This window comes from Clostridium sp. X (genome assembly GCF_055755365.1).
On sequence record NZ_CM146912.1, the window covers coordinates 940,816 to 963,289 of the forward strand.

Annotated in this window: 23 protein-coding genes, 8 tRNA genes and 1 pseudogene; 5 read left to right on the plus strand and 27 right to left on the minus strand. The window is 32.2% G+C overall.

Features of this window, described 5'->3' with window-relative positions; all coding sequences use genetic code 11:
* Positions 1–16: 16 nt before the first annotated feature.
* From ACX0KU_RS04780 to ACX0KU_RS04800, 5 genes are all read right to left on the minus strand, one after another.
* The gene (locus tag ACX0KU_RS04780) at positions 17–355 is read right to left on the minus strand and encodes an arsenate reductase family protein (protein WP_472991757.1); all 339 of its coding nucleotides are present in this window, start codon (positions 353–355) and stop codon (positions 17–19) included.
* Between the two features lie 104 nt (positions 356–459).
* On the minus strand, positions 460–1,083 hold the full coding sequence (locus ACX0KU_RS04785) for an amidase domain-containing protein (RefSeq protein WP_472991758.1): 624 nt from the start codon (positions 1,081–1,083) through the stop codon (positions 460–462).
* Between the two features lie 171 nt (positions 1,084–1,254).
* Positions 1,255–1,977 (minus strand): amino acid ABC transporter ATP-binding protein, encoded by a 723-nt coding sequence (locus tag ACX0KU_RS04790; protein WP_472991759.1) that lies wholly within the window; start codon positions 1,975–1,977, stop codon positions 1,255–1,257.
* Positions 1,970–2,668: an amino acid ABC transporter permease gene (locus ACX0KU_RS04795; protein ID WP_472991761.1), complete on the minus strand. Its 699-nt coding sequence runs from the start codon at positions 2,666–2,668 to the stop codon at positions 1,970–1,972. The genes ACX0KU_RS04790 and ACX0KU_RS04795 overlap by 8 nt, the downstream gene beginning before the upstream one ends.
* 135 nt (positions 2,669–2,803) lie before the next feature.
* Positions 2,804–3,604 carry an ABC transporter substrate-binding protein gene (locus ACX0KU_RS04800; protein WP_472991762.1) on the minus strand — a complete coding sequence of 267 codons (801 nt, stop codon included), beginning with the start codon at positions 3,602–3,604 and terminating at the stop codon, positions 2,804–2,806.
* A 232-nt stretch (positions 3,605–3,836) separates the two neighbouring features.
* Between ACX0KU_RS04800 and ACX0KU_RS04805 the strand changes: the two genes are divergently transcribed.
* Positions 3,837–5,042 (plus strand): cation:proton antiporter, encoded by a 1,206-nt coding sequence (locus tag ACX0KU_RS04805; RefSeq protein WP_472991763.1) that lies wholly within the window; start codon positions 3,837–3,839, stop codon positions 5,040–5,042.
* Positions 5,043–5,107: 65 nt separating this feature from the next.
* On the opposite strand, the gene ACX0KU_RS04810 is transcribed toward ACX0KU_RS04805, so the two are convergent.
* The 13 genes and pseudogenes from ACX0KU_RS04810 to ACX0KU_RS04870 all read right to left on the minus strand — a co-directional run bounded on the left by ACX0KU_RS04810 (position 5,108) and on the right by ACX0KU_RS04870 (position 16,137).
* Positions 5,108–6,058 carry an acetyl-CoA carboxylase carboxyltransferase subunit alpha gene (locus tag ACX0KU_RS04810; RefSeq protein ID WP_472991764.1) on the minus strand — a complete coding sequence of 317 codons (951 nt, stop codon included), beginning with the start codon at positions 6,056–6,058 and terminating at the stop codon, positions 5,108–5,110.
* Between the two features lie 36 nt (positions 6,059–6,094).
* Positions 6,095–6,994, minus strand: coding sequence for an acetyl-CoA carboxylase, carboxyltransferase subunit beta (gene accD, locus ACX0KU_RS04815; RefSeq protein ID WP_472991765.1), 900 nt, complete (start codon positions 6,992–6,994; stop codon positions 6,095–6,097).
* Positions 6,995–7,047: 53 nt separating this feature from the next.
* A complete protein-coding gene (locus ACX0KU_RS04820; RefSeq protein WP_472991766.1) occupies positions 7,048–8,391 on the minus strand; it encodes an acetyl-CoA carboxylase biotin carboxylase subunit in 1,344 nt (447 codons plus the stop codon).
* Between the two features lie 8 nt (positions 8,392–8,399).
* Entirely contained in the window at positions 8,400–8,825 is a 426-nt protein-coding gene (fabZ, locus tag ACX0KU_RS04825; protein WP_472991767.1) for a 3-hydroxyacyl-ACP dehydratase FabZ, read from the minus strand.
* Between the two features lie 22 nt (positions 8,826–8,847).
* Positions 8,848–9,342, minus strand: coding sequence for an acetyl-CoA carboxylase biotin carboxyl carrier protein (accB, locus tag ACX0KU_RS04830; RefSeq protein WP_472991768.1), 495 nt, complete (start codon positions 9,340–9,342; stop codon positions 8,848–8,850).
* Between the two features lie 4 nt (positions 9,343–9,346).
* Entirely contained in the window at positions 9,347–10,588 is a 1,242-nt protein-coding gene (fabF, locus tag ACX0KU_RS04835) for a beta-ketoacyl-ACP synthase II (protein ID WP_472991769.1), read from the minus strand.
* 13 nt (positions 10,589–10,601) lie between these two features.
* Entirely contained in the window at positions 10,602–11,342 is a 741-nt protein-coding gene (fabG, locus tag ACX0KU_RS04840; protein ID WP_472992406.1) for a 3-oxoacyl-[acyl-carrier-protein] reductase, read from the minus strand.
* A 17-nt stretch (positions 11,343–11,359) separates the two neighbouring features.
* Positions 11,360–12,322, minus strand: a complete 963-nt coding sequence (fabD, locus tag ACX0KU_RS04845) for an ACP S-malonyltransferase (protein WP_472991770.1) — start codon at positions 12,320–12,322, stop codon at positions 11,360–11,362.
* Between the two features lie 39 nt (positions 12,323–12,361).
* Positions 12,362–13,312: pseudogene (gene fabK / locus ACX0KU_RS04850) on the minus strand (enoyl-[acyl-carrier-protein] reductase FabK); the annotation flags it as partial.
* Between the two features lie 59 nt (positions 13,313–13,371).
* Positions 13,372–13,602 carry an acyl carrier protein gene (acpP, locus tag ACX0KU_RS04855; protein WP_472991771.1) on the minus strand — a complete coding sequence of 77 codons (231 nt, stop codon included), beginning with the start codon at positions 13,600–13,602 and terminating at the stop codon, positions 13,372–13,374.
* A 62-nt stretch (positions 13,603–13,664) separates the two neighbouring features.
* Positions 13,665–14,639: a beta-ketoacyl-ACP synthase III gene (locus ACX0KU_RS04860; RefSeq protein ID WP_472991772.1), complete on the minus strand. Its 975-nt coding sequence runs from the start codon at positions 14,637–14,639 to the stop codon at positions 13,665–13,667.
* Positions 14,640–14,659: 20 nt separating this feature from the next.
* Complete coding sequence (locus tag ACX0KU_RS04865; protein ID WP_472991773.1) at positions 14,660–15,112, minus strand: MarR family winged helix-turn-helix transcriptional regulator; 453 nt, start codon at positions 15,110–15,112, stop codon at positions 14,660–14,662.
* 182 nt (positions 15,113–15,294) lie between these two features.
* Positions 15,295–16,137, minus strand: a complete 843-nt coding sequence (locus tag ACX0KU_RS04870; protein ID WP_472991774.1) for a M23 family metallopeptidase — start codon at positions 16,135–16,137, stop codon at positions 15,295–15,297.
* 226 nt (positions 16,138–16,363) lie between these two features.
* On the opposite strand from ACX0KU_RS04870, the gene ACX0KU_RS04875 reads away from it, so the two are divergent.
* The 3 genes from ACX0KU_RS04875 to ACX0KU_RS04885 are packed head-to-tail and all read left to right on the plus strand — an operon-like array spanning position 16,364 to position 19,325.
* On the plus strand, positions 16,364–17,344 hold the full coding sequence (locus ACX0KU_RS04875; protein WP_472991775.1) for a DnaD domain protein: 981 nt from the start codon (positions 16,364–16,366) through the stop codon (positions 17,342–17,344).
* Positions 17,337–18,329, plus strand: a complete 993-nt coding sequence (locus ACX0KU_RS04880; RefSeq protein WP_472991776.1) for an ATP-binding protein — start codon at positions 17,337–17,339, stop codon at positions 18,327–18,329. The genes ACX0KU_RS04875 and ACX0KU_RS04880 overlap by 8 nt, the downstream gene beginning before the upstream one ends.
* Positions 18,330–18,380: 51 nt before the next feature.
* Complete coding sequence (locus ACX0KU_RS04885) at positions 18,381–19,325, plus strand: DnaD domain protein (RefSeq protein ID WP_472991777.1); 945 nt, start codon at positions 18,381–18,383, stop codon at positions 19,323–19,325.
* Between the two features lie 103 nt (positions 19,326–19,428).
* Here ACX0KU_RS04885 and ACX0KU_RS04890 read toward each other — a convergent pair.
* The 9 genes from ACX0KU_RS04890 to ACX0KU_RS04930 form a co-directional block, all read right to left on the minus strand.
* Positions 19,429–19,504 (minus strand) — tRNA-Thr (locus ACX0KU_RS04890).
* A gap of 3 nt (positions 19,505–19,507) precedes the next feature.
* Positions 19,508–19,584 (minus strand) — tRNA-Asp (locus tag ACX0KU_RS04895).
* Positions 19,585–19,597: 13 nt separating this feature from the next.
* A tRNA-Val gene (locus tag ACX0KU_RS04900) sits at positions 19,598–19,673 on the minus strand.
* Positions 19,674–19,678: 5 nt separating this feature from the next.
* Positions 19,679–19,753, minus strand: a tRNA-Glu gene (locus ACX0KU_RS04905).
* A 28-nt stretch (positions 19,754–19,781) separates the two neighbouring features.
* A tRNA-Thr gene (locus tag ACX0KU_RS04910) sits at positions 19,782–19,857 on the minus strand.
* A 3-nt stretch (positions 19,858–19,860) separates the two neighbouring features.
* Positions 19,861–19,937: transfer RNA gene (locus ACX0KU_RS04915), tRNA-Asp, on the minus strand.
* Positions 19,938–19,950: 13 nt separating this feature from the next.
* Positions 19,951–20,026: transfer RNA gene (locus tag ACX0KU_RS04920), tRNA-Val, on the minus strand.
* Between the two features lie 5 nt (positions 20,027–20,031).
* Positions 20,032–20,106: transfer RNA gene (locus ACX0KU_RS04925), tRNA-Glu, on the minus strand.
* Positions 20,107–20,257: 151 nt separating this feature from the next.
* Positions 20,258–21,070: a pyruvate, water dikinase regulatory protein gene (locus ACX0KU_RS04930; RefSeq protein WP_472991778.1), complete on the minus strand. Its 813-nt coding sequence runs from the start codon at positions 21,068–21,070 to the stop codon at positions 20,258–20,260.
* A gap of 110 nt (positions 21,071–21,180) precedes the next feature.
* On the opposite strand from ACX0KU_RS04930, the gene ACX0KU_RS04935 reads away from it, so the two are divergent.
* Positions 21,181–22,407, plus strand: a complete 1,227-nt coding sequence (locus tag ACX0KU_RS04935) for a BaiN/RdsA family NAD(P)/FAD-dependent oxidoreductase (RefSeq protein ID WP_472991779.1) — start codon at positions 21,181–21,183, stop codon at positions 22,405–22,407.
* Positions 22,408–22,474: the final 67 nt, after the last annotated feature.

The window sequence follows — 22,474 nt, forward strand, 5'->3', positions numbered from 1 at the left end:
TGATTCCACATTCAAACTACTCCCAAGTCTTCCATATATCTGGCTCATATCCTACTGTAGCTTGCTTTCCATTACGCACTATTGGTGTTCTATATAACTTAGGATTATTTAAAAGAATTTCCTCTTTAACACTAGCATTTATAATGTGCTTCATATTAGATTTTTCATATTCCTTAGAATCTTTATTAATTAAGTTTTCTAATCCTACTACTACTCTAACTCCTTCAAGCTCTCTTTTACTTAAAGCCTTTTCAGATAAATCAATTAATTGATATTTAATTTTTCTTTCTTTGAAATATCTTTCTGCTTTTTTCGTATCAAAACATTTCTTCATCCCAAAAATTTGAATGTTCATGTATTTCTTCTCCTCTTTGCCTTTAGTATATATTTTATCCTACCATAACTTTAATAATAGTTCACCCTTGATTATATATAATAACTTAGTGTCATTTTCTAACTTTAATCATCCTTTATCCTATAAATATATACTTTCCTTATCTCTTTATCTTGAAATTTACTTAAATATTCATATAGTGATACATATAGGCGATTTTCAGTATGCTGAGCCATATATAAATCATATCGGTTAGTTCTCCAGTTAAATCCCTTATCATGTATTACTTGTGTATGATAGGGATGGTCATTATCATTTGGCTTTCCATATTGAATTACATCCCCTTCTTTTAGTAAAGTATACAGCCTATCAAAATTATCCAAAGCCTGTTTCGCCGTTATAGTTATAGCTACTGCTGCTCTATTTCCCCCAAGCCCATTTTCATTAGCCCAATGTCTTCTAAAGTAGCGTGCAGCTCTCCAAGTAATAGATATACTTTTTAGATCCTTAAAGCTCTTAGTTCGGCAAAACCAAGCTTCTAGTTTATCCCATCGTGTTCCTACTTCTTTTATTCCTCCAGCTTTTAAAACTTGAGATATAAAATTAGCACAATCATCCTTTTCAAAATATGGATACTCCCCTGTATTTGGAGTTAGTGCGTATTTTTCAGCATACTCTTTTGCTAACTTTCGATCATAAGTTAAATTCCTATCTGACATTACTTCTCTCTCATAATAATGTTTGCTCATACAAATCCTCTATAATTATTGATTTCACTATATAAATATAAATTATACCTATAATTTATGCAAGAAACAGACTTATATATAGTCTTCTTCAATAAAAAAACACCTTGAACTTTAAATAGTCCAAGATGTTTTTTTTATTATTGTTATGTCTAATACCCCTTAAATGACTATTTATAATACTTTACTTAAAAAGTCTTTTGTTCTATCCTTTTTAGGATTTCCAAATATCTCTTCTGGAGTTCCTTCTTCTAAAATAACTCCTTGATCCATAAATAGAACTCTATCTCCAACTTCTCTTGCAAATCCCATTTCGTGAGTAACAACCACCATAGTCATACCCTCCTTTGCAAGCTCTTTCATAACCTCTAAAACTTCTCCAACCATTTCAGGGTCTAGTGCAGAAGTAGGCTCATCAAATAGCATAACTGCTGGTGACATAGCAAGGGCTCTTGCTATTGCTATTCTTTGCTTTTGTCCACCTGAGAGCTGTTTTGGATATGCATTAGCTTTATCTTTAAGTCCTACTCTTTCTAAAAGACTTACTCCGATCTCTTCTGCCTTTTCTTTTGAAAAATTCTTTACCTTAGTTGGTGCTAGAGTTATATTATCTAAAACACTAAGATGTGGAAATAAGTTAAACTGTTGAAAAACCATTCCCATCTTTTCTCTTTGCTTGTTTATATCATTTTCCTTTAGAGTTATTGATTGTCCGTCAAAAATGATTTCTCCATCTGTAGGCTCTTCCAAAAGGTTAAGACATCTTAAAAATGTACTTTTTCCTGAACCTGAAGGTCCTATAACAACAACAACTTCACCTTTTTTTATATGATTATTTACTCCTTTTAAAACCTCTAACTTTCCAAAATATTTATGAAGATTATTTACCCTAATCACTAGCCTTCATCCTCCTTTCAGCAATTCCTAATAATTTTGATAAACTAAAAGTTAATACGAAGTACATAACTGCTGCTGTTATTAGTGGCGTAAATGTCATATAGGTTGAACCCTGTACTGTCTTTGCACTAAACATAAGCTCTCTGATTCCTACTACTGATACTATTGCAGATTCCTTAATTACAGTTATAAACTCATTACCTAGAGAAGGTAATATACTTTTTATAGCTTGAGGTATTATTACATATATCATAGACATTTTATGTGTTAATCCAAGTGACCTAGCCGCTTCCATTTGTCCTTTATCAATGGACTCAATTCCACCTCTTATGATTTCTGCAATATAGGCTGTACTATTTATTGTCATGGCAAAAACAATAGATATAAAACTCACTAAATCATTACCTAAAAATTGTATCTGCGGCATAGCATATCCCAAATCTTGAATCACTTTCGCTACTCCAAAAAAAAGAATAAACACTTGAACTAGTAAAGGGGTACCTCTAACAATTTCAATATATACTGTAGCAATGCTCTTTAAAGCCTTACTCTTCGATAACTTCATTAAAGCAAACAGAGTACCTGTTAAAGATCCAAGTAACACCGTAAAGAAAGACAATGCAATAGTTATGCTTGCTCCTTCAATAAAATACCCTAGATACGTGGATAAAAACTCTATAATTTCTCCCATGTAAATTCCTCCTAATATAGAAATAAATATATAAAACTTTAAAACTCAACAAAAGATAATGGTGTTAATCCATTATCTTTTATCACTAATCTTTATTAAATTCAAAATTGTTATTTATTGTTTAATCTGAAGTTATTATTGAAGATTAATTGCATCTGTTACAAATTGATCAATTTTTCCTTCTGCTATTAATCTATCTATTGTTTTGTTAATAGCATCAACGAAGTCTTGTTGTCCTTTTTGTACTCCTATTGCAGAACCACCATCTTCATCTCCAACTTTAATGTCAGCTATTGTTAAATCTGAATTTCTAGATACATGTCCTTTTGCTACTGGGTTTTCCATTATTACTGCATCTACTTTATCAGTCTTTAAGGAAATAACTAATTCTGGAATCCTTGCTAATGACATAACCTTAGCCTCTTTAACCTTTTCTTTAGCTATTTCTTCTTGAATTGAAGTTGTTTGAGCTCCAATTCTTATCCCAGTTAAACTATCTACTGAGTTATATTTATCTTTATCTGTAGCTCTAATAACTACACTTTGTATTGCTTTATAATATATATTTGAGAAGTCTATTTCCTTCTTTCTCTTTTCTGTTGGAGTCATTCCTGATATAACAAGGTCTATTTGACCAGTTTTTAGTGAAGGAATAAGTCCTTCAAAATCCATGTTTTTAATTTCAAGTTTTACTCCTAAATCCTTTGCTATTTCCTTAGCAAGTTCAATATCAAAACCTACTATCTCCTCTTTTCCATCCTTCATTATAACAAATTCATAAGGCGGATACTCAGCAGAAGTTCCAAGAACTATTTTTCCTGATTTTTTTATTTGATCAATCTTCGTAGTTTTGTTACCACTACATCCAACTAGTGTAGCACCTAGGCATACTGTTAAAGCAAGAACTAATGCTTTTACTTTTCCTTTTATCTTCATTTAATATTCCCCCTTGTAATCATCTACGGCATAATTATACATCACTCTTTATATTTATTCAACTATTTTGCATAAATACTTATGGCTATTTTTAAGGATTTTAAATCTGATTAAAACTTATTATAATTTTTATATTAAATTTCAATTAGATATCATATATTTCTATGTAGTTTACTTTTAATCTAATCAAATTACTGTAAGTCTCCCAGAAAAAACAGGAGGTACCTATTTCATGCTTTCAATTAAATTTTTATTTGATCTATCTATTATACTACTTTGTACAAAATTATTTGGGCTTATCACACGAAAAGTTCAAATGCCTCAAGTAGTTGGCGCACTTTTAGCAGGTATTATATTAGGCCCAGCTTGCTTAGGAGTAATTAGCGAAACTGATTTTATTTCTAAGCTAGCTGAACTCGGTGTAATAGTCCTTATGTTTCAAGCCGGCTTTGAAAGTGACTTTAAAGAATTGAAGAAATGTGGAAAAGCTTCTCTTCTAATTGCCTTGCTTGGCATACTCGTTCCTCTTGCAGGAGGCTTTCTACTAGGAATGATCTTTAATAATGATGGCAGCATATTTATTATAAGTAACAAGAAATTCCTTGAAAATATTTTTATAGGTTTAGTGCTTACTGCCACCTCTGTTAGTATAACTGTAGAAACTCTCCAAGAGATGGGTAAACTAAAAACTAGCTCTGGAGTTGCTATTATGAGTGCTGCTGTTATTGACGATATAATAGGAATTATACTTCTAACAGTTATAACTAGCTTTAATAATCCTTCCATACACATAGGCCTAGTTCTATTAAGAATATTAATATTTTTATTATTTTCCATTTTCATAGGCTTTATAGCAAGGGAACTATTTTCTATTTTAATTGCTCAACATGGAGCTAAAAAAAGAATAGCCATATTCGCCTTTTCATTTTGCTTAATACTATCCTTCTTAGCTGAAGAATATTTCGGTATTGCAAATATAACAGGTGCGTATATTGCTGGAATAGTCTTTTCTAATCTATACCACTTAGAGTATATAGAAAATAAGATTGATACCCTATCCTTCATGTTACTATCTCCCGTATTCTTTGCTAGTATAGGAATAGGAATTACTCTTGAAAGTACTGATGCTAGATTGATGCTATTTACTATAGCTTTAGTGATTATAGCCATAATGACTAAAATATCTGGTTGCAGTTTAGGTGCGGAATTATGTGGCTATGATAAAGATGAGTCTCTTCAGATAGGCATAGGTATGGTGTCAAGAGGGGAAGTGGCACTTATTATAGCCAATAAAGGTGCTATACTTGGGTTACTCTCTAAGCAGTATTTTACTCCCATAGTTATAATGGTTATTGTAACTACACTTGTAACACCAATTCTATTAAAATTCGCTTTTTCAAATAGAGTATATGGAGTTCGGAGACTTCGAAGAGGATAAAAAAATAAATAAAGTGAACATCACAAAATTATAGGCTTTGTGATGTTCACTTATTTATTTTATAACTAAATCTGTTCCATGTACTGTCCTATAGCTCTATATTTAGAATATCGTTTTTCTATAGTTTCATCTATATTATAAATAAGCTTATCAAAAGGTATTTTTAGTAGTTCTTCTTTTATAGTTTCAGCCATTTTGTCTGCATCTCGATGTGCTCCACCTACTGGCTCTTGTATAACCTTATCTACTATACCGTAGCTATTTATATCTTGTGCTGTTATCTTCATAATTGCAGCTGCTTCTTTAACTCTAGAACCGTCTTTCCAAAGTATACTAGCAAAGCCTTCTGGTGAAAGTACAGAGTAAACAGAGTGTTCAAGCATCCAAATTTCATCACCAATGGATAATGCTAATGCTCCTCCACTTCCGCCTTCTGCTATTACTATGCATATTATAGGAGTTTTTAGTCTAGCCATTTCCATTAAGTTTCTTGCAATAGCTTCTCCTTGACCTCTTTCCTCAGCTTCTATACCTGGGTATGCTCCTGGAGTGTCTATAAAACATATTACAGGTCTTTTAAACTTTTCAGCCTGTTTCATAAGTCTCAAAGCTTTTCTATATCCTTCTGGATTTGGCATTCCAAAGTTTCTTTTAACATTTTCCTTCATGTTTCTTCCCTTTTGTTGTCCTATAACTGTTATAGGCATGCCATTAAGCTTCGCTATTCCACCTACTATACAAGGATCATCTTTATAGTATCTATCTCCATGAAATTCTATAAAAGAATCAAAAATTCTTTCTATATAATCGAGAGTTGTAGGTCTCTCTAACATTCTAGATAGAGTAAGCTTATCAAAAGGTGATACATCCTTATATGCGTTTTTTTCAAGCTCTTTCAATTTTTCTTCTAATGTATTTATCTCTCTGGATAGATCTAAATCCTTAGTTTCAGAAAAACCTTTTAATTCTTGTATCTTCTTGCTAAGCTCTTCTATTTTCTTTTCACATTCTAGCACTTTTACACCTCCTTACTTGGCCATAAAAAATCTTTATTAATGCATATCTAAGATCTTATATAAAACCTTTTTCATCTCTGATCGATGAACTATCTTATCTAAAAATCCATGTTCAAGTAAAAATTCAGCACTTTGAAATCCTTCTGGTAGCTTCTGCTTTATGGTTTGGGCTATAACCCTCTGTCCTGCAAAACCTATAAGAGCCTTTGGCTCTGAGATAATTATATCTCCAAGCATAGCAAAACTTGCAGTTATCCCACCAGTAGTTGGGTCTGTAAGTATTGGTATATATAAAAGACCGGCTTCATTATGACGTGCAATAGCACTGCTAGTTTTAGCCATTTGTAAAAGAGAAAACATTCCTTCTTGCATTCTAGCTCCACCTGATGCTGTAAATAGAATTATAGGAAGTTTTTCTTTTGTAGCTCTTTCTATAGCTCTTGTTATTTTTTCTCCAACTACAGATCCCATACTACCCATCATGAATCTACTATCCATAACTCCTATTATTACATCTTTACCATAAAGCTTTCCATATCCAGTTACAACTGCTTCTCCGAGCTCTGTGTCTCTCATTGAGTCTTTGATCTTATCTTCATAACCTTTAAAATCTAAAGGATTTACAGTTGCTAGATCTTTGTCCAATTCTCTAAAGGTTCCTGTATCAATAATAAGTTCTATTCTTTCTCTAGAACTCATTCTGCTATGCTTGTCACAACTTGGACAAACTTTATTATTATCCTCTATATCTTTTTTATATAATGTTTTTCCGCAGGAATCACATTTAATCCATACTCCATTAGGGATAGCTGGAGCATTAGAAATATCGCTAATATCACTAATATTCTCTTCTATCTCATTATTCATCTCAACATTAGACTCATTTTTCAGTGTTATATACTTAGTTTTTTTGAATATAGGATTAAATTTAAACATACAACTCACCTACCTTAAAAACAGCCCTTAAATACTGTTCGAGACTGCAAAAATTAATAATTAAACTCTTTACCTATAAAGCCAGTGTCATAAGCTCCCTTATCAAACACCTCATTATATAGTATTTGAAGTTGAAATTCAATATTACTATCGATACCAGTTATAACGAACTCTTCTAAAGCTCTCTTCATTTTAGATTTAGCTTCTTCTCTATCACTACCATATACTATCAGCTTTGCTATCATAGAATCATAAGTTGACGGAAGTTTATACTCTTGATAAATTGCACTATCAATTCTTACTCCATTTCCACCAGGCAAATGTTTAATCTTAATAGTTCCAGGTGATGGTCTAAAACCCTTCTCTGGATTTTCTGCATTTATTCTACACTCAATAGCATGACCTCTCATCACTACTTCTTCTTGCTTTAACTCTAAACTACTTCCGTCTGCAATTTTAATTTGTTCTTTTACTAAATCAACACCAGTTACCATTTCCGTAATAGGATGCTCTACTTGTATTCTAGTATTCATTTCCATGAAATAGAAATTATCCTTATTATCTAAAAGGAATTCTATAGTTCCTGCACCCTTGTAATTTGCAGCTTTTGCTGCTTTAACTGCTACATCACCCATTTTTTTTCTTAATTCCTCGGTCATAACAGGACAAGGTGTTTCTTCAAGAACCTTTTGATTTCTTCTCTGTATTGAGCAATCTCTTTCTCCTAGATGAATTATATTTCCAAAGTTATCTCCTAGGATTTGAAATTCTACATGTCTTGGACCTTCTATGAACTTTTCTATATACATAGTATCGTCTCCAAAGGCTACTCTTGCTTCTCCCTTTGCAGTATCAAAAGCCCTTTTTAAGTCATCTTCATTTCTTACGATTCTTATTCCTCTTCCGCCACCGCCGGCAGAAGCTTTAACCATTACTGGATAACCTATAGATTTTGCTTCTTCTACAGCCATTTCTATAGTATCTACACTGCCTTTAGTTCCTGGGATTACTGGAACTCCTGATGCTATCATTATCTCTCTTGCTTTAGACTTATTTCCCATACTTTCTATAGTGTCTATATCCGGTCCTATGAAAGTTATGTTGCAGTCTTTACACATTTGTGCAAATCTACTATTCTCTGAAAGAAATCCAAAACCAGGATGAATAGCCTGTGCACCTGTTAAAACTGTAGCGCTTATAATGTTTTCCATATTAAGATAACTTTCTTGAGGCCTTGCAGGTCCTATACATACAGCTTCATCTGCCATATTTACGTGCAAAGCATCCTTATCTACTTCTGAATAAATAGCAACAGTTTGTATTCCAAGTTCTCTACAAGCCCTAATTACTCTTACTGCTATCTCTCCTCGATTAGCTATTAATACTTTATTAAACATAGCTCCTCCTACTTTCCTACCGCAAAAGTTAATTCAGCTTCAACTGCTGTTTCTCCATTTACTGTAGCTATACCTTTTCCTACCCCTATAGGGCCCTTCATTTTAATTATTTCAACTTCAAGTCTTAGTACATCTCCTGGAATAACCTTTCTTCTAAACTTAGCCTTACTTATTCCACCAAAGTAAGCTATCTTTCCCTTGTACTCTTCCACACTTAAAAGGGATATTGCCCCTACTTGTGCTAATGCTTCAATTATAAGTACACCAGGCATTACAGGTTCTTCTGGAAAATGTCCTGCAAAGAAATATTCATTCATAGTAACATTTTTATATCCTACAGCTCTTTTACCTATTTCAAGCTCTTCTACTTTATCAACAAGCAAAAATGGATATCTGTGGGGAATTATCTCTTGAATTTCTTTTATACCAAGCATTTCTCTTACCTCCACTTAAGTTCTAAAGTTTCTTAACTCTAAAAATTTCTTGACCATACTCTACCATATTTTCATTTTCTACTAACACTTCTACAATTTCATAATTGTCTTCCGCTTCTATTTCATTCATAAGTTTCATTGCTTCTATTATACATAGTACATCTCCTTTTTTAACTTTACTTCCTACACTAACAAAAGGAGCATCCTCTGGAGATGAAGCGTTATAAAAAGTTCCAACAATAGGTGATTTTATAGCTATTGTATTTTCAAGTGCTTTTGCCGCTTCCTTTATCTCTGGTTTTTTATCTATAATTACTTCTTCAAGACTAACTTCATCTAATACCTTATCTATATAGTTCGATTTTTCTTCAACCTTATAGCTACTAACTAAATTTCCTTTTAATTGAGCTTCTTCTTTTTTCATCTTAATATGAACTCCATCAGTTTCAATTTCTAAAGATGTTAATTTTGAGTCACTCATTACTTTAATAAGTTCTTGAATATTCTTATAATCCATGCTATTACCTCTCATCCCATTTCTTTAAAACTATTGTAGCGTTATGTCCGCCAAAGCCTAAGGAATTAGACATTGCATATTTTAATTCTGCACTTCTACCTACATTCGGAACATAATCTAAATCACATTCTTCATCAGGTACTTTATATCCTACAGTTGGAGGCAAAAATCCTTCTTCTAAAGCCTTAGCACAAATAATAGCTTCTATTGCACCTGCTGCTCCAAGCAAATGTCCTGTCATAGATTTAGTTGAACTTACTGGAATCTTATATGCAGTATCTCCAAATACAGTTTTTATTGCAGCAGTTTCAAACTTATCGTTGTATGGAGTACTTGTTCCGTGAGCATTAATATAAGATATTTCTTCTTCTTTTATTCCAGAGTCATCAATAGCTAACTTCATAGCTCTTGCTCCACCCTCTCCGTTTGGTGATGGAGAAGTTATATGATAAGCATCACAAGTAGATCCATATCCAGTTATCTCTGCATATATTTTTGCATTTCTCTTTAACGCATGTTCTAGAGATTCAACAATTACTATTCCAGCCCCTTCTCCCATAACAAATCCATCTCTTTCTTTATCAAAAGGAATGGATGCTCTATTTGGATCTGAGCTAGTACTTAAAGCTGTAAGAGAAATAAACCCTGCCATTGAAAGAGGAGTAATTGAAGCTTCAGCACCTCCTGCAATTATTACATCTGATATTCCATTTCTTATATTATGAAAAGCATCTCCTATAGCATTAGTTCCTGTAGCACAGGCAGTAACTACTGTAGTACAGATTCCTTTAGCACCATATTTTATAGCTATATTTCCTGCTGCCATATTGCTTATTATCATAGGAATAAAAAATGGAGATATTCTTCCTGGTCCTTTTTCCATAAGCTTTTTATGTTGTTCTTCTATAGTTGCTATACCACCAATTCCAGAACCAACGATTACTCCAAATCTTTCATTGTTAAAACTTCCTTCGTTTAATCCTGCATCCTTCATAGCTTCATCTGTAGCAACCATAGCAAATTGTGAAAACTTATCTAGTCTTCTAGCTTCTCTTTTATCTATATATTTAGTTACATCAAAATCTTTAACTTCTGCCGCAAGTTCAACCTTATAATCACTTGCATCAAAAGCAGTTATCTTATCAATTCCACACTTACCATCTTTAATACTATTCCAAAATGTATTTACATCATTACCTACTGGAGTAATAGATCCCATACCAGTAATAACTACTCTATTTTTCAATTTAATTACCTCCCTAAATATACATTCCACCATCAACACTTATAACTTGACCTGTAATGTAGCTTGCCATATCTGATGCTAAAAATGCTGCTGTATTAGCTATATCTTCTGGACTTCCTAATTTTTTTAAAGGAATATTTAATTTAACTGTTTCTTTAACTTTATCTGATAACACCTCAGTCATATCAGTTTCGATATATCCTGGTGCTATAGCATTTACAGTTATGCCTCTACTTGCAATTTCCTTTGCAACAGATTTTGTCATACCTATTACTCCAGCCTTTGCTGATGCATAATTAGCCTGACCTGCATTTCCTGAAAGCCCAACTACAGAAGAAATATTAATGATTTTGCCACTTCTTTGCTTCATCATTATTGGCACTGTATGCCTAATACAGTTGAACACTCCTTTGAGATTAACTTCTATAACTTTGTCAAACTCTTCCTCTTTCATTCTCATGATAAGAGAATCCTTAGTTATACCTGCATTATTAACTAAAATATCAATAGAACCTAGCTTTTCAATAGCCTCATCAATGATTTTCTTTGAATCCTCAAAGCTACTTACATCTCCTTGAATTGCTACTGCTTTAACTCCTTTTGCTTCTATTTCCTTTATAACTCCATTAACTGAATTAACATCACTTCTATAATTTAAAACAACATTAGCTCCTAAGTCTGCAAATTTAAGAGCTATTGCTCTTCCTATTCCTCTGCTAGCACCAGTAACTACTGCGTTTTTACCTTTTAACATCATTACTTAAAATCCTCCTAGTTGTTACCTATAACTTCAATTTTTTCTGTATTTAATGCTTTAATAGTAGCATTTAAAGAATCAAAATCTTCTACATTTAAAACTTTTACACTTTTATCTATTTTTTTAACAAATCCACTTAATGCTTTTCCTGGTCCAATTTCTATGAAAACATTTATTCCGTCCTTTATCATGTTTTTCACTATATCTTGCCACATTACTGAACTCATTACTTGTTTTCTTAAAATTTCTTTTATGGAGTCCTTATTTTCTATGTAATTACCTGTAACATTTGTCATCACAGGGACCTTCATATCTCCAAGCTCTATACTCTCAAGTTCCTTATAAAGTCTATCTCCTGCCTCTTTTAACATAGATGTATGAAAAGGAGCACTTACTGAAAGTGGCATAGCTCGTTTTGCACCGAGTTCCTTTGCTTTAGTGCATGCTGCATTTACAGCCGCTATTTCCCCGGCAATAACTATTTGAGAGGAACAATTGTAATTAGCCACCTCAACTATTCCAGCATCTTTTACAGCTTCACAGGCTTCTCTTACCTTATCTCCCTCAAGACCCATAATTGCAGCCATTGTACCAATTCCTTCTGGTACTGCTTCCTGCATAAACTTACCTCTTTTTTTAACCAATCTCACTGCATCTTCAAAGTTAAAAACTCCAGAGTACACTAAGGCAGAATATTCTCCAAGACTAAGTCCTGCTGCTATCTCTCCTTTAACTCCATTCACCTCAAGAGCTTTTAGCAAAGCAATACTAGTTGTTACGATAGCTGGTTGAGTATTTTCTGTTTTATCTAGCTCTTCTTTACTTCCCTCAAAACAAAGTTTACTTATGGAAAAACCTAATGCTTTATCAGCTGCTTCAAAGACTTCTCTACACTCATCGATATTATCATATAGCTCTTTTCCCATACCCACATACTGGGCTCCTTGACCTGAAAAGATAAATGCTATTTTATCCATAATTAACCTCCACTTAAATTAATATATACAAACTAAATATTAAAACATTTTTACCTTTTTAGTTTCCATAATTTCTCTTGCTTCATTGAACATTTCTTCTATAATCTCTTTACAGTTTTGTTCTTTATTAATTAAACCTGCAATTTGTCCTGCCATTACTGAGCCCATATCTATATCGCCTTCTTTAGCTGCTTTTGGAAGAGCTCCTCTTCCTAGTTCATTGAATATTTCTAGATCAAATCCATTTTTCTCTAAAGATGCAATTTCTCTTGAAAGCTTATTTCTTAAAACTCTTACAGGATGGCCTGTTGCTCTTCCTGTAACTACAGAATCAATATCCTTAGCTTTAAGGACTCTATCCTTATAGTTTCTATGAACTGTGCATTCATTAGCTACTAAAAATCTAGTTCCAACTTGAATTCCATCTGCACCTAACATAAATGCAGCTGCAACTCCTCTTCCGTCACCTATTCCCCCTGCAGCTATTACCGGGATATTTACAGCATCAACTATTTGAGGAATAAGAACCATAGTTGTAATCTCACCAATATGACCACCAGCTTCACAGCCTTCAGCTATTACTGCATCTGCGCCACTTCTTTCCATTCTTTTAGCTAAAGCAACTGAAGCCACAACTGGTATTACAGTTATTCCATGGCTTTTCCACATTTCCATGTACTTCCCTGGACTTCCCGCCCCAGTAGTAACTACTTTAACTTCTTCTTCACAAACAAGTTTTGCTATTTCATCTGCATTATCGCTTAAAAGCATTATATTTACTCCAAAAGGCTTATCCGTTAAGGCTTTTGTCTTTCTAATTTCTTCTTTTACATACTCTACAGGAGCATTTGCTGCTGCAATAATTCCAAGTCCTCCAGCATTTGAAACACCTGCTGCAAGTGAACTGTCAGCTATCCAAGCCATTCCTCCTTGAATTATGGGATATTTTATTCCTAAATTATCAAATAAAGCACTTTTGCTCATAATATCCTCCTTATCAAAATAAGACTGCTAGTATAGAAGCAGTCTTGTATTGTAAATACCCTTATCTATTCAGCTCTTGAACCTATGTATTCAACTAAATCTTGAACTGTTTTTATATTTTCAAGGTCTTCATTAGAAATTTCTATATTAAATTCATCCTCAAGGTCCATAATTATTTCAAATATTTCTAAAGAATCAATACCTAAATCATTTTGAAAATCTGATTCTAACTTTATTTCATCTTCGCTTATACCTAAATGTTCTGCCATTGCTTTTCTAATCTTTTCAAATACCACAATAACCCCTCCTAAAATTTACTCATATATCTAAGTCTTTTATTTATGTTCTAAAATGTTCATTAATTCCATTGTATAAGTTGAGCTCCATAGGTAAGTCCACCACCAAAGCCAACTAATATAATCTTATCTCCCTTATTTAAAAGTCCTTTTTCATTCATTTCATCTAAGGCGATTGGTATGCTTCCAGCAGATGTATTTCCATATTTATCTAAGTTTAAATAGAACTTAGACTTATCTAGTCCGAGTTTTTTCGCTGCAAGATCAATTATCTTTTCATTTGCTTGGTGAGGTATTACATACTTAATATCCTCTAATTTATACTGGCTGTCTTCTAATACCTTATTTATACAATGAGGTATTACTCTTGTTGCGAACTTAAATACTTCTCTTCCATTCATACTTAAAGTATTGCTTATATCCTTTACTTCTTCAAGGTAAGGATTTTTTACAGGCACTGTATTGCAAAGTAAATGCTTTCCTCCAGATCCATCTGCTCCTGTATATTGAGATATAATTCCTATCTCATTACTTCTTTGAAGTATTGCTGCTCCAGCTCCATCTCCAAATAATACACAGGTGTTTCTGTCTTCCCAGTCTAATATCTTAGATAGAACCTCTGAGCCTATAACTAATGCATTTTTGCTTTGTCCTGTTTTTATAAATTGAGTAGCAATGGTAATTCCATATATAAATCCTGTGCAAGCAGCATTTATATCAAAACAAATAGCATTTACGGCTTTCAAATTATCTTGAACAATACATGCTGTAGAAGGTACAAAACAATCTGGTGTAGCTGTTGCAACTATGATTAAATCTAATTCTTCTGGATTTAATCCTGAGTTTTTTAAAGCTTTTTCCCCAGCCTTTGTTGCTATATCAGAAGTGTTTTCTCCCTTAGAAATTCGTCTTTCTCTTATTCCTGTTCTTTCCATTATCCATTCATCACTTGTATCTACAATCTTTGATAAATCATTATTTTTTATAATATTCTCTGGTGCACAACTTCCAGTGCTTAATATCTTAACTTCAAACATAATATTATTCCTTCTCACTATTATTTATTAATATATTTGCTTTTAAAGAAATCATTAAGTTTAGTAAGAGCTGCTGCTAATAACTCTTCTTCGTCCTCAGTTAGCCCATCAATAGTAGCTTTAATCATCTCTGCATGAAAATGTTCATGCACTCTGTATGCAAGCTTTCCACATCTGGTAAGAGTAACCTTCACAACTCTTCTATCTGCTTCATTTCTTCGTCTCTCTACATACCCTTTTTTGACTAAATTGTTTATAGCGGTTGTAAGAGTTCCTACTGTTATTCCTAGATCACTTGCCACCTCCGACATAGTCCTAGGTATATACATTCCTATAGCATTTATAGTGTGAATTTCTGTTACAGACAAATCATTTAGCCTTCCTGATTTTAAAGCTATTTGTTCTATTGTTAATATATCATTAAATGTATCTACTAGTAGTTCATTTAATATAGCTTTTATAGATTTATCCAACACACCACACTCTTTCTATCTGTAAAATCTCGCTCAATTTAAATATGTTTCGACTGTCAAATATTTTGATAATCAAAGTATATATTATTAGTATATCTATGTCAATCCCAAAATTTGAGAATTTATATGTTTTAAAATTACTACTATAGTAAGATTTATTCATACTATAAAACGCATTATAATTATATATATTTAGCTGGGTTTTCAGCTACTCCATTAATCTTTACTTCAAAATGAAGATGTGGTCCTGTACTTCTTCCTGTACTTCCTACATCCCCTATATGGTCACCTCTACTAACATTATCACCCTTTTTAACTTTTAAAAGATTACAGTGTCCATAGATTGTTTCTAGTTTATTTCCATGATCTATTACTATAACTTTACCGTACCCTTCCATCCAACCTGAATATGTAACTACTCCATCCATTGCAGCATAAATAGGCGTACCTATAGAACTTGCTATGTCTAATCCTTTATGCATCTTTCCCCATCGCATGCCAAAGTTAGAGCTTATTTTACCTTCACTAGGAATAAGCAATTTTACTTTACTACCTAGTACCGACTTATCAGTACTAGCAACTTTTTTATTTGAAGCCCCTTTGTTGGATATATTAGTATTTGCTTTTACAGTTATTTCCTTAGTTACTTTATCCTTAGGTTCTAATTCCTTCGACTCCTTCTTAACTTCCTTTTTAATTTCCTTAAACTTAGATTTACTATTATCTATTATTATCTTCTTTATTTCTTCATAAGAATATATGTACTTAGAATCAATATGTATCTTGCTCCATGTAAATCTATCTTCAAACTTAAAGTCCTCAAATCCTTTATTAAGTTCTGCTTGCCAATTTTTTAAATTCTCCTCAAAGGCATTTTTATCTTCTACATAAAAAGTATATTCTCCGTTCATTTTTATCTCATAAGCATTCGGTTTATATAAAACAATTAATGCCCAGCAAATTATAAATGTACATATTATAAGCATAAGATTTAATGCTTTCTGATTTTCCTCAATATATTCCAAAGTTACTGCACTCCTTTCACCATATACTAATATTCCCTAAGTTTCATAAAATATAATTCTATAAATATATTTTTCATTTAATTAATCTGAATTATTGTATATAATATAGTTTGACACGATTCATCTTTATTAACTTCATAAATTAAGATGATTTCTATATTTTGTTATGATTAATCACTATGTATACTATATATAGTGCGATATTAAATAGAAAGGTAGCGATTTCATGAGCACATTCATGTTTAAAAACAAGAATACTGAGTATACTCATATAAGCAATGTATTCATAGATAAATTTATGCCAAAGGCTCGTGGAGAATATATTAAAGTTTATCTTTTAGGATTACGTTATTGTCTCTCTGGCGAACTTGGCGCTAATTCCTTTAATATAGCTAATACCCTAAATTTACTTGAAAGCGACGTTATGAATGCTTGGAACTACTGGCACGATGAGGGAGTAATTAAAATTGATCAAATAGATACTATGGGTAATTATTCTGTAGATTTCTTAGAACTTAATATTTCCGCAGCAGAACCGAAGGAAAATATTAATCTTTTAGCCGAGTTAAAGAATGACTCTATAAAAGATATGATGGAGGATATAGAAAAGCTTTTATGTAGGCCATTATCTAGTAAAGAGATGACAATGTATTTAAGTTGGCAAAAAGATTTTAATTTTTCACCTGAATTAATACTACTTTTAATTCAATATAGCGCATCAAAAGGGAAAACGGACTACAGATATATTGAAAGAATAGCTATTTCCTGGCATGATGCTAAAATTAAAAATATTGATGAAGCTCAAATATTCATAAAGGGTCGAGAGGATAAATGGCTAAATATTAAAAAAGTATTAAAGTATCTAGGTATTCAGAATATGGAGATTATGAAACCTCAAGAACAGATGATTGAAAAATGGCTTGATATATATAACTTTTCTCTAGAGATGATATATAAAGCTTGCGATATTTGTTTTGAGAGAATAAATAAATCTGATTTTAAATACATTGATGGTATTTTAAATAGCTGGTTTAGAAATAACATAAAAACTCTTAGGGATGTAGAAACAAAATCTAAACCTAAATTTAATAAGAGCAATACCTATAATAATAATTCCTCAAACAATACCTTTACCAATAGAAAGCAAGGGTCTTATGATATAGATGAAATAGAAAGAAACTTATTAGGATGGGATAATAATGATTAAAGGTTATAAATCTCAAATATTAAATAATTATGAAACTATTAGAAGAGAAGAACAAGATTCTTTAAAACAAAGAAGAAAAGAAATTGAAGAAAAACTTCCTCAGGTTTTTAAAATCGAACAACAGATAAATAAATTATCTATTGAATTATCTTTATCTTCCTTTAAATCTATAAAAAATAGAGATGAGTATATAAAAAACCTGCGAGAAAATATTAACGATTTAAGAATTAAAAAGTCTGAGATTCTTGTATGTAACAATTATCCTATGAATTACCTTACTCTTCATTATAAATGTCATTTTTGTAAAGATACAGGCTTTATTGGAATAAAGCCTTGTAGCTGTTTTAAAGAGAAGCTTTCTCATATTTACTATAATAATTCTGAACTTAAATCAATTTTGGCAAGAGAAAACTTTGATAACTTTAATATCAACTACTTTTCTAAAGAGCGTAGTGAAGAATATCCTTCTAGCCCTAGAAAGAATTTAGAAAACATATTAACTAGTTGCATGACTTTTATTAATTCCTTCGATTCTAATAAGGATAATATGCTATTCTACGGAACTCCTGGAACGGGCAAGACTTTCTTGACCCATTGTATAGCTAAGGAATTATTAGATAAAGGATTTTTAGTAGTCTATAGAACAGCTAACGGTTTAATGAATGATTTAAGAAAAATGAGATTAGGAAACGATAGTGACTTAGAAGACTTGCTAATTAATTGTGATCTTTTAGTTATTGATGACTTAGGTACTGAACAAATCACTAATTTTACTCTAACTGAATTGTTTAATTTAATTAATGAAAAATTATTAAGAGAGAAAAAGATGCTGATTTCAACTAACTATTCTTTAGATGAAATATTAAAAACTTATTCAGACAGAATAACCTCTAGATTGCTTGGAAACTTTATAGTTCATAACTTTTACGGAAATGATATACGAATAAGAAATAATTACACGAAAAAGAACATTCCACTTAAGTAATTATAGATATAGACTTCATTAAAATTATTTTAAATAGGTAAGGGTGATACCATGGCAGACGAGCATATAGAATTAGAAAGAGTTATTAATTATTATACAAGAGAAATCTGTGATAATAGACAACAAATAGATACTATAATTAAAAACTTTTCAACTAAAGTTGACTTATCAGTGATAATGTTTGCTATAGATTATGCAAAGTTAAAAAACAAAGGTGAAATAAGCTTTATTATAGATACCTTGAACGAGTGGATAAGATTTAACCTTAACACTGCTGATAAAGTTAAAGAGCACCTTGGCTTATCTTCTGAATTTAGCACTTCTAACAATAATAAAGATGAGAGTTCTTTTATGGCACAAGATATAGAAAAAGAAGAAATAATAAGAGAGTTTAAAAAAAAGATAGGAAATAGAATAGGTATTGAAAAAGATATTACAGAACTTTTCAAAGAGTTAGAGCCTAAAGTAGTTAAAATGTGTATAGACTATTGTAGTTCAAATAGAAAAACTGATCTCCCTTCTTTTATGGAGACAATAAATGAGTGGAAATCTTCTGGATTAAATACAGCTACAAAGGTTGAATATTTCTTTAAAAAATCTAACTTGAATTTAGCACCTAAAACTGTGACTTCTAGTAATACTAATAGCAAAACCTTTGATTCTAAAAGTCCTAAATCGTCTATGAATAACACAGATAATTTAAAAAGTATTCTTAATAGTTCTAGAACAAGACACAATAATAATAAGATACTATTTAATGAAGATTCTTTTAATCAGATAGAGTATTACTATCGAAAGTATTTTAACGATGATGATACTGAAGTGAAGAATATAAGAGATTTTTGTGAGCAAATAGATAATAGTATTGTATTTAGATCCTTATTGTATGCAAGGAATACAAATAAGAATAACTATAAATATCTAGAGAGCTTCTTCCAAAGATTAAAAGAGAAAAATATTTCTACTTTACAGGAACTTAATAATTATCTTACATAATTAAAAACCTTTATGATGTAATTGAAAAAAGATGCATCATAAAGGTTTTATATTAATTATAAATTTGCAAATAAAAAAACTTAGATTAATATCTAAGTTTTTTTGGTGCTGGCATCAGGAATTGAACCCGAAACCTACTGATTACAAGTCAGTTGCTCTACCAATTGAGCTATGCCAGCATATGGCGACCCAGAAGGGACTCGAACCCTCGACCTCCGGCGTGACAGGCCGGCACTCTAACCAACTGAGCCACTGGGCCATATTTAAAACAATGGTGGGAACAACAGGGATCGAACCTGTGACCCCCTGCTTGTAAGGCAGGTGCTCTCCCAGCTGAGCTATGCTCCCATAAATGGTGACTCCTAGGGGAATCGAACCCCTGTTACCACCGTGAAAGGGTGGTGTCTTGACCGCTTGACCAAGGAGCCTTATTAAATTTTAAACTTAAATTTCAAATGGTGCTGGCATCAGGAATTGAACCCGAAACCTACTGATTACAAGTCAGTTGCTCTACCAATTGAGCTATGCCAGCATATGGCGACCCAGAAGGGACTCGAACCCTCGACCTCCGGCGTGACAGGCCGGCACTCTAACCAACTGAGCCACTGGGCCATATTTGAAACAATGGTGGGAACAACAGGGATCGAACCTGTGACCCCCTGCTTGTAAGGCAGGTGCTCTCCCAGCTGAGCTATGCTCCCATAAATGGTGACTCCTAGGGGAATCGAACCCCTGTTACCACCGTGAAAGGGTGGTGTCTTGACCGCTTGACCAAGGAGCCTTATTAAAATTTAATTCTTCATCAAGTGCTTCACATCAATTTGTTTGTCACACCCGACGAAGAATATAATATAACATTTTGAAGAAAGAGTCAACATGTTTTGCAAACTTTTTTCAAAAATTTTTATTTTCTTTATAAAAAACCTTATATTTTACCTATTATCGACTTTATATCCGAAGCTTTCCATAATTATAAGAGCTGTATCCTCAATTGCTCTCTTTGTTACGTCTATAGTTCTACATCTTAATTTTCCCATAACTTTATCTGCATATTCTAATTCTTGTAATACTCTTTCTGCATTTGCATATTCAATTTCTTTATAAGATGTTGTCACACTACCTAATCGATGTTTTCTGATTTCCATAAGTTGAATAGGATCTATAGTTAAACCAATTATTTTTTTTCTATCTACTTCATATAATTCTTCTGGTAATGGAATCTCTGGCATTAGAGGTACGTTTAATGCCTTTATACCTTTATTGGCTAAATACATACACAAAGGGGTCTTAGATGTTCTTGAAAGTCCAACTAATATAATATCCGCATGTTTTATTCCGTTATGATTCTTACTATCATCATATTGAATTGCAAACTCCATAGCTTCAATTTTTTTATAATACTCATCATCCATTCTCCATACAGCCCCTGGCTTATATTCTGGATTCTTTCCTATCATTCTAGATAACATACTAATACAAGGTCCTAGTATATTAATTATGTTTATTCCCTTTTCAACACATCTTTGAACAAGGAACTCTCTTACATCTACTAAAACTATTGTCGATACAACAAGTGAATTTTTAACGTCTTTAATATTATTTATAAATTCTGATGCATCCTCTGCGCTTTTTATATATGGTACCCTTTGTACATGGATTTCATCACTAAATTGTGTAGCCGAAGCTCTTGCTACTAACTCTGCTGTTTCCCCTATTGAGTCCGATACTGCATACACGATTAACATTAAATCACCCCTTACTTAAAAACGCTCTCTAATAAAATAATAAATCTCTTTTTATTATATTACAATATGATAAAATATATATATTTGAATCCTAAAGAGGAGGGACCATTTTGAATCATAAAATTATAATAGTAGGTGGAGGAGCATCCGGAGTTATAGCTGCAATAACAGCAAAGAACTTAGGACTTGATGTTGCAATATTAGAAAGTAATAATAGAATAGGAAAAAAACTCTTAACCACAGGTAATGGACGATGCAACATATCAAATAGTAACATAACCATGGATAGATATCACAGTGCTAATCCTAATTTTTTTGAGCCTGTTCTAAATTCTTTTTCACTCTCTGCTACCATAAGCTTTTTTCAAGAACTTGGATTGCCACTAATATCACTAGAAGAAGGTAAAATGTATCCTATGTCTCTTCAGTCCTCTTCTGTTATAGATATCTTAAAAGCCTCAATAGAAGAAAAACAAATTCCTGTATATCTAGATACAAAAGTCACGGATATAAAAAGACTATCTGGTGCTTTTAAGTTATATACTAATACCTCTACTGAGTATGAATGTGAAAAACTTATATTATGTTGTGGCGGTAAATCTGCTCCTAATACAGGGTCAGATGGTTCAGGGTTTTCTCTTTCTAAAAAACTGGGACACAATATTATAGAACCTATACCTGCTCTCGTACAATTGAAACTTAGTTATCCTAAGCTAAAAGCCTTATCTGGGGTTAAGTTTGATGGTATGGCTGAAATCTATATTAATAATAAACCTTTCAAAAAAGAATTGGGAGAGATTTTATTCACAGATTATGGTATATCCGGTCCTCCTATACTTCAGCTCAGTAGAGAAGCCTCTCATTCTTTATTACAATGTAAAAATGTAACCTTAAAAATAGATTTAATGCATAATTTAAATAAAGATGATCTAAAAGAATTTCTCGAAAATCATTGGGGAGTATTTGGTTATAGAAGTGTTCATGATTCTTTTATCGGTATAATAAATAAAAAAATAATCCCTGTTCTTCTAAAAGAAAGCGGTATAGAAAACATACACAAATCTTGCTGGGATCTAACTTGGAATGAAAAACAAAATATATATAGTCTTTTAAAAGAATGGAAATTTGAAGTTGTAGGCACTAATGGATTTAATAACGCCCAGGTTACAGCCGGTGGAGTAAATACACTAGAAATAAATCCTAGTACTCTTGAATCCATTATAGTACCTAATCTATACTTTTGTGGTGAAATTCTTGATGTAGATGCTGATTGTGGTGGTTTTAATCTACAATGGGCATGGGCCTCTGGGGTAGTTGCAGCGAGAATGCTTCGGTAAAATAGCCATTTTAGCTAACACGCTTTATTAAAGTTCATTAGCTGCATATAATCCTTAAAAAGAAAAT

Bases quoted from the DNA above. Each gene is read 5' to 3' on its own strand.
- ACX0KU_RS04780 (WP_472991757.1), bottom strand. From the start codon at position 355: ATGAACATTCAAATTTTTGGGATGAAGAAATGTTTTGATACGAAAAAA.
- ACX0KU_RS04785 (WP_472991758.1), bottom strand. From the start codon at position 1,083: ATGAGCAAACATTATTATGAGAGAGAAGTAATGTCAGATAGGAATTTA.
- ACX0KU_RS04795 (WP_472991761.1), bottom strand. From the start codon at position 2,668: ATGGGAGAAATTATAGAGTTTTTATCCACGTATCTAGGGTATTTTATT.
- ACX0KU_RS04800 (WP_472991762.1), bottom strand. From the start codon at position 3,604: ATGAAGATAAAAGGAAAAGTAAAAGCATTAGTTCTTGCTTTAACAGTA.
- ACX0KU_RS04805 (WP_472991763.1), top strand. From the start codon at position 3,837: ATGCTTTCAATTAAATTTTTATTTGATCTATCTATTATACTACTTTGT.
- accD (WP_472991765.1), bottom strand. From the start codon at position 6,994: ATGTTTAAATTTAATCCTATATTCAAAAAAACTAAGTATATAACACTG.
- ACX0KU_RS04820 (WP_472991766.1), bottom strand. From the start codon at position 8,391: ATGTTTAATAAAGTATTAATAGCTAATCGAGGAGAGATAGCAGTAAGA.
- fabZ (WP_472991767.1), bottom strand. From the start codon at position 8,825: ATGCTTGGTATAAAAGAAATTCAAGAGATAATTCCCCACAGATATCCA.
- accB (WP_472991768.1), bottom strand. From the start codon at position 9,342: ATGGATTATAAGAATATTCAAGAACTTATTAAAGTAATGAGTGACTCA.
- fabG (WP_472992406.1), bottom strand. From the start codon at position 11,342: ATGTTAAAAGGTAAAAACGCAGTAGTTACTGGTGCTAGCAGAGGAATA.
- fabD (WP_472991770.1), bottom strand. From the start codon at position 12,322: ATGGATAAAATAGCATTTATCTTTTCAGGTCAAGGAGCCCAGTATGTG.
- ACX0KU_RS04860 (WP_472991772.1), bottom strand. From the start codon at position 14,639: ATGTTTGAAGTTAAGATATTAAGCACTGGAAGTTGTGCACCAGAGAAT.
- ACX0KU_RS04875 (WP_472991775.1), top strand. From the start codon at position 16,364: ATGAGCACATTCATGTTTAAAAACAAGAATACTGAGTATACTCATATA.
- ACX0KU_RS04880 (WP_472991776.1), top strand. From the start codon at position 17,337: ATGATTAAAGGTTATAAATCTCAAATATTAAATAATTATGAAACTATT.
- ACX0KU_RS04885 (WP_472991777.1), top strand. From the start codon at position 18,381: ATGGCAGACGAGCATATAGAATTAGAAAGAGTTATTAATTATTATACA.
- ACX0KU_RS04930 (WP_472991778.1), bottom strand. From the start codon at position 21,070: ATGTTAATCGTGTATGCAGTATCGGACTCAATAGGGGAAACAGCAGAG.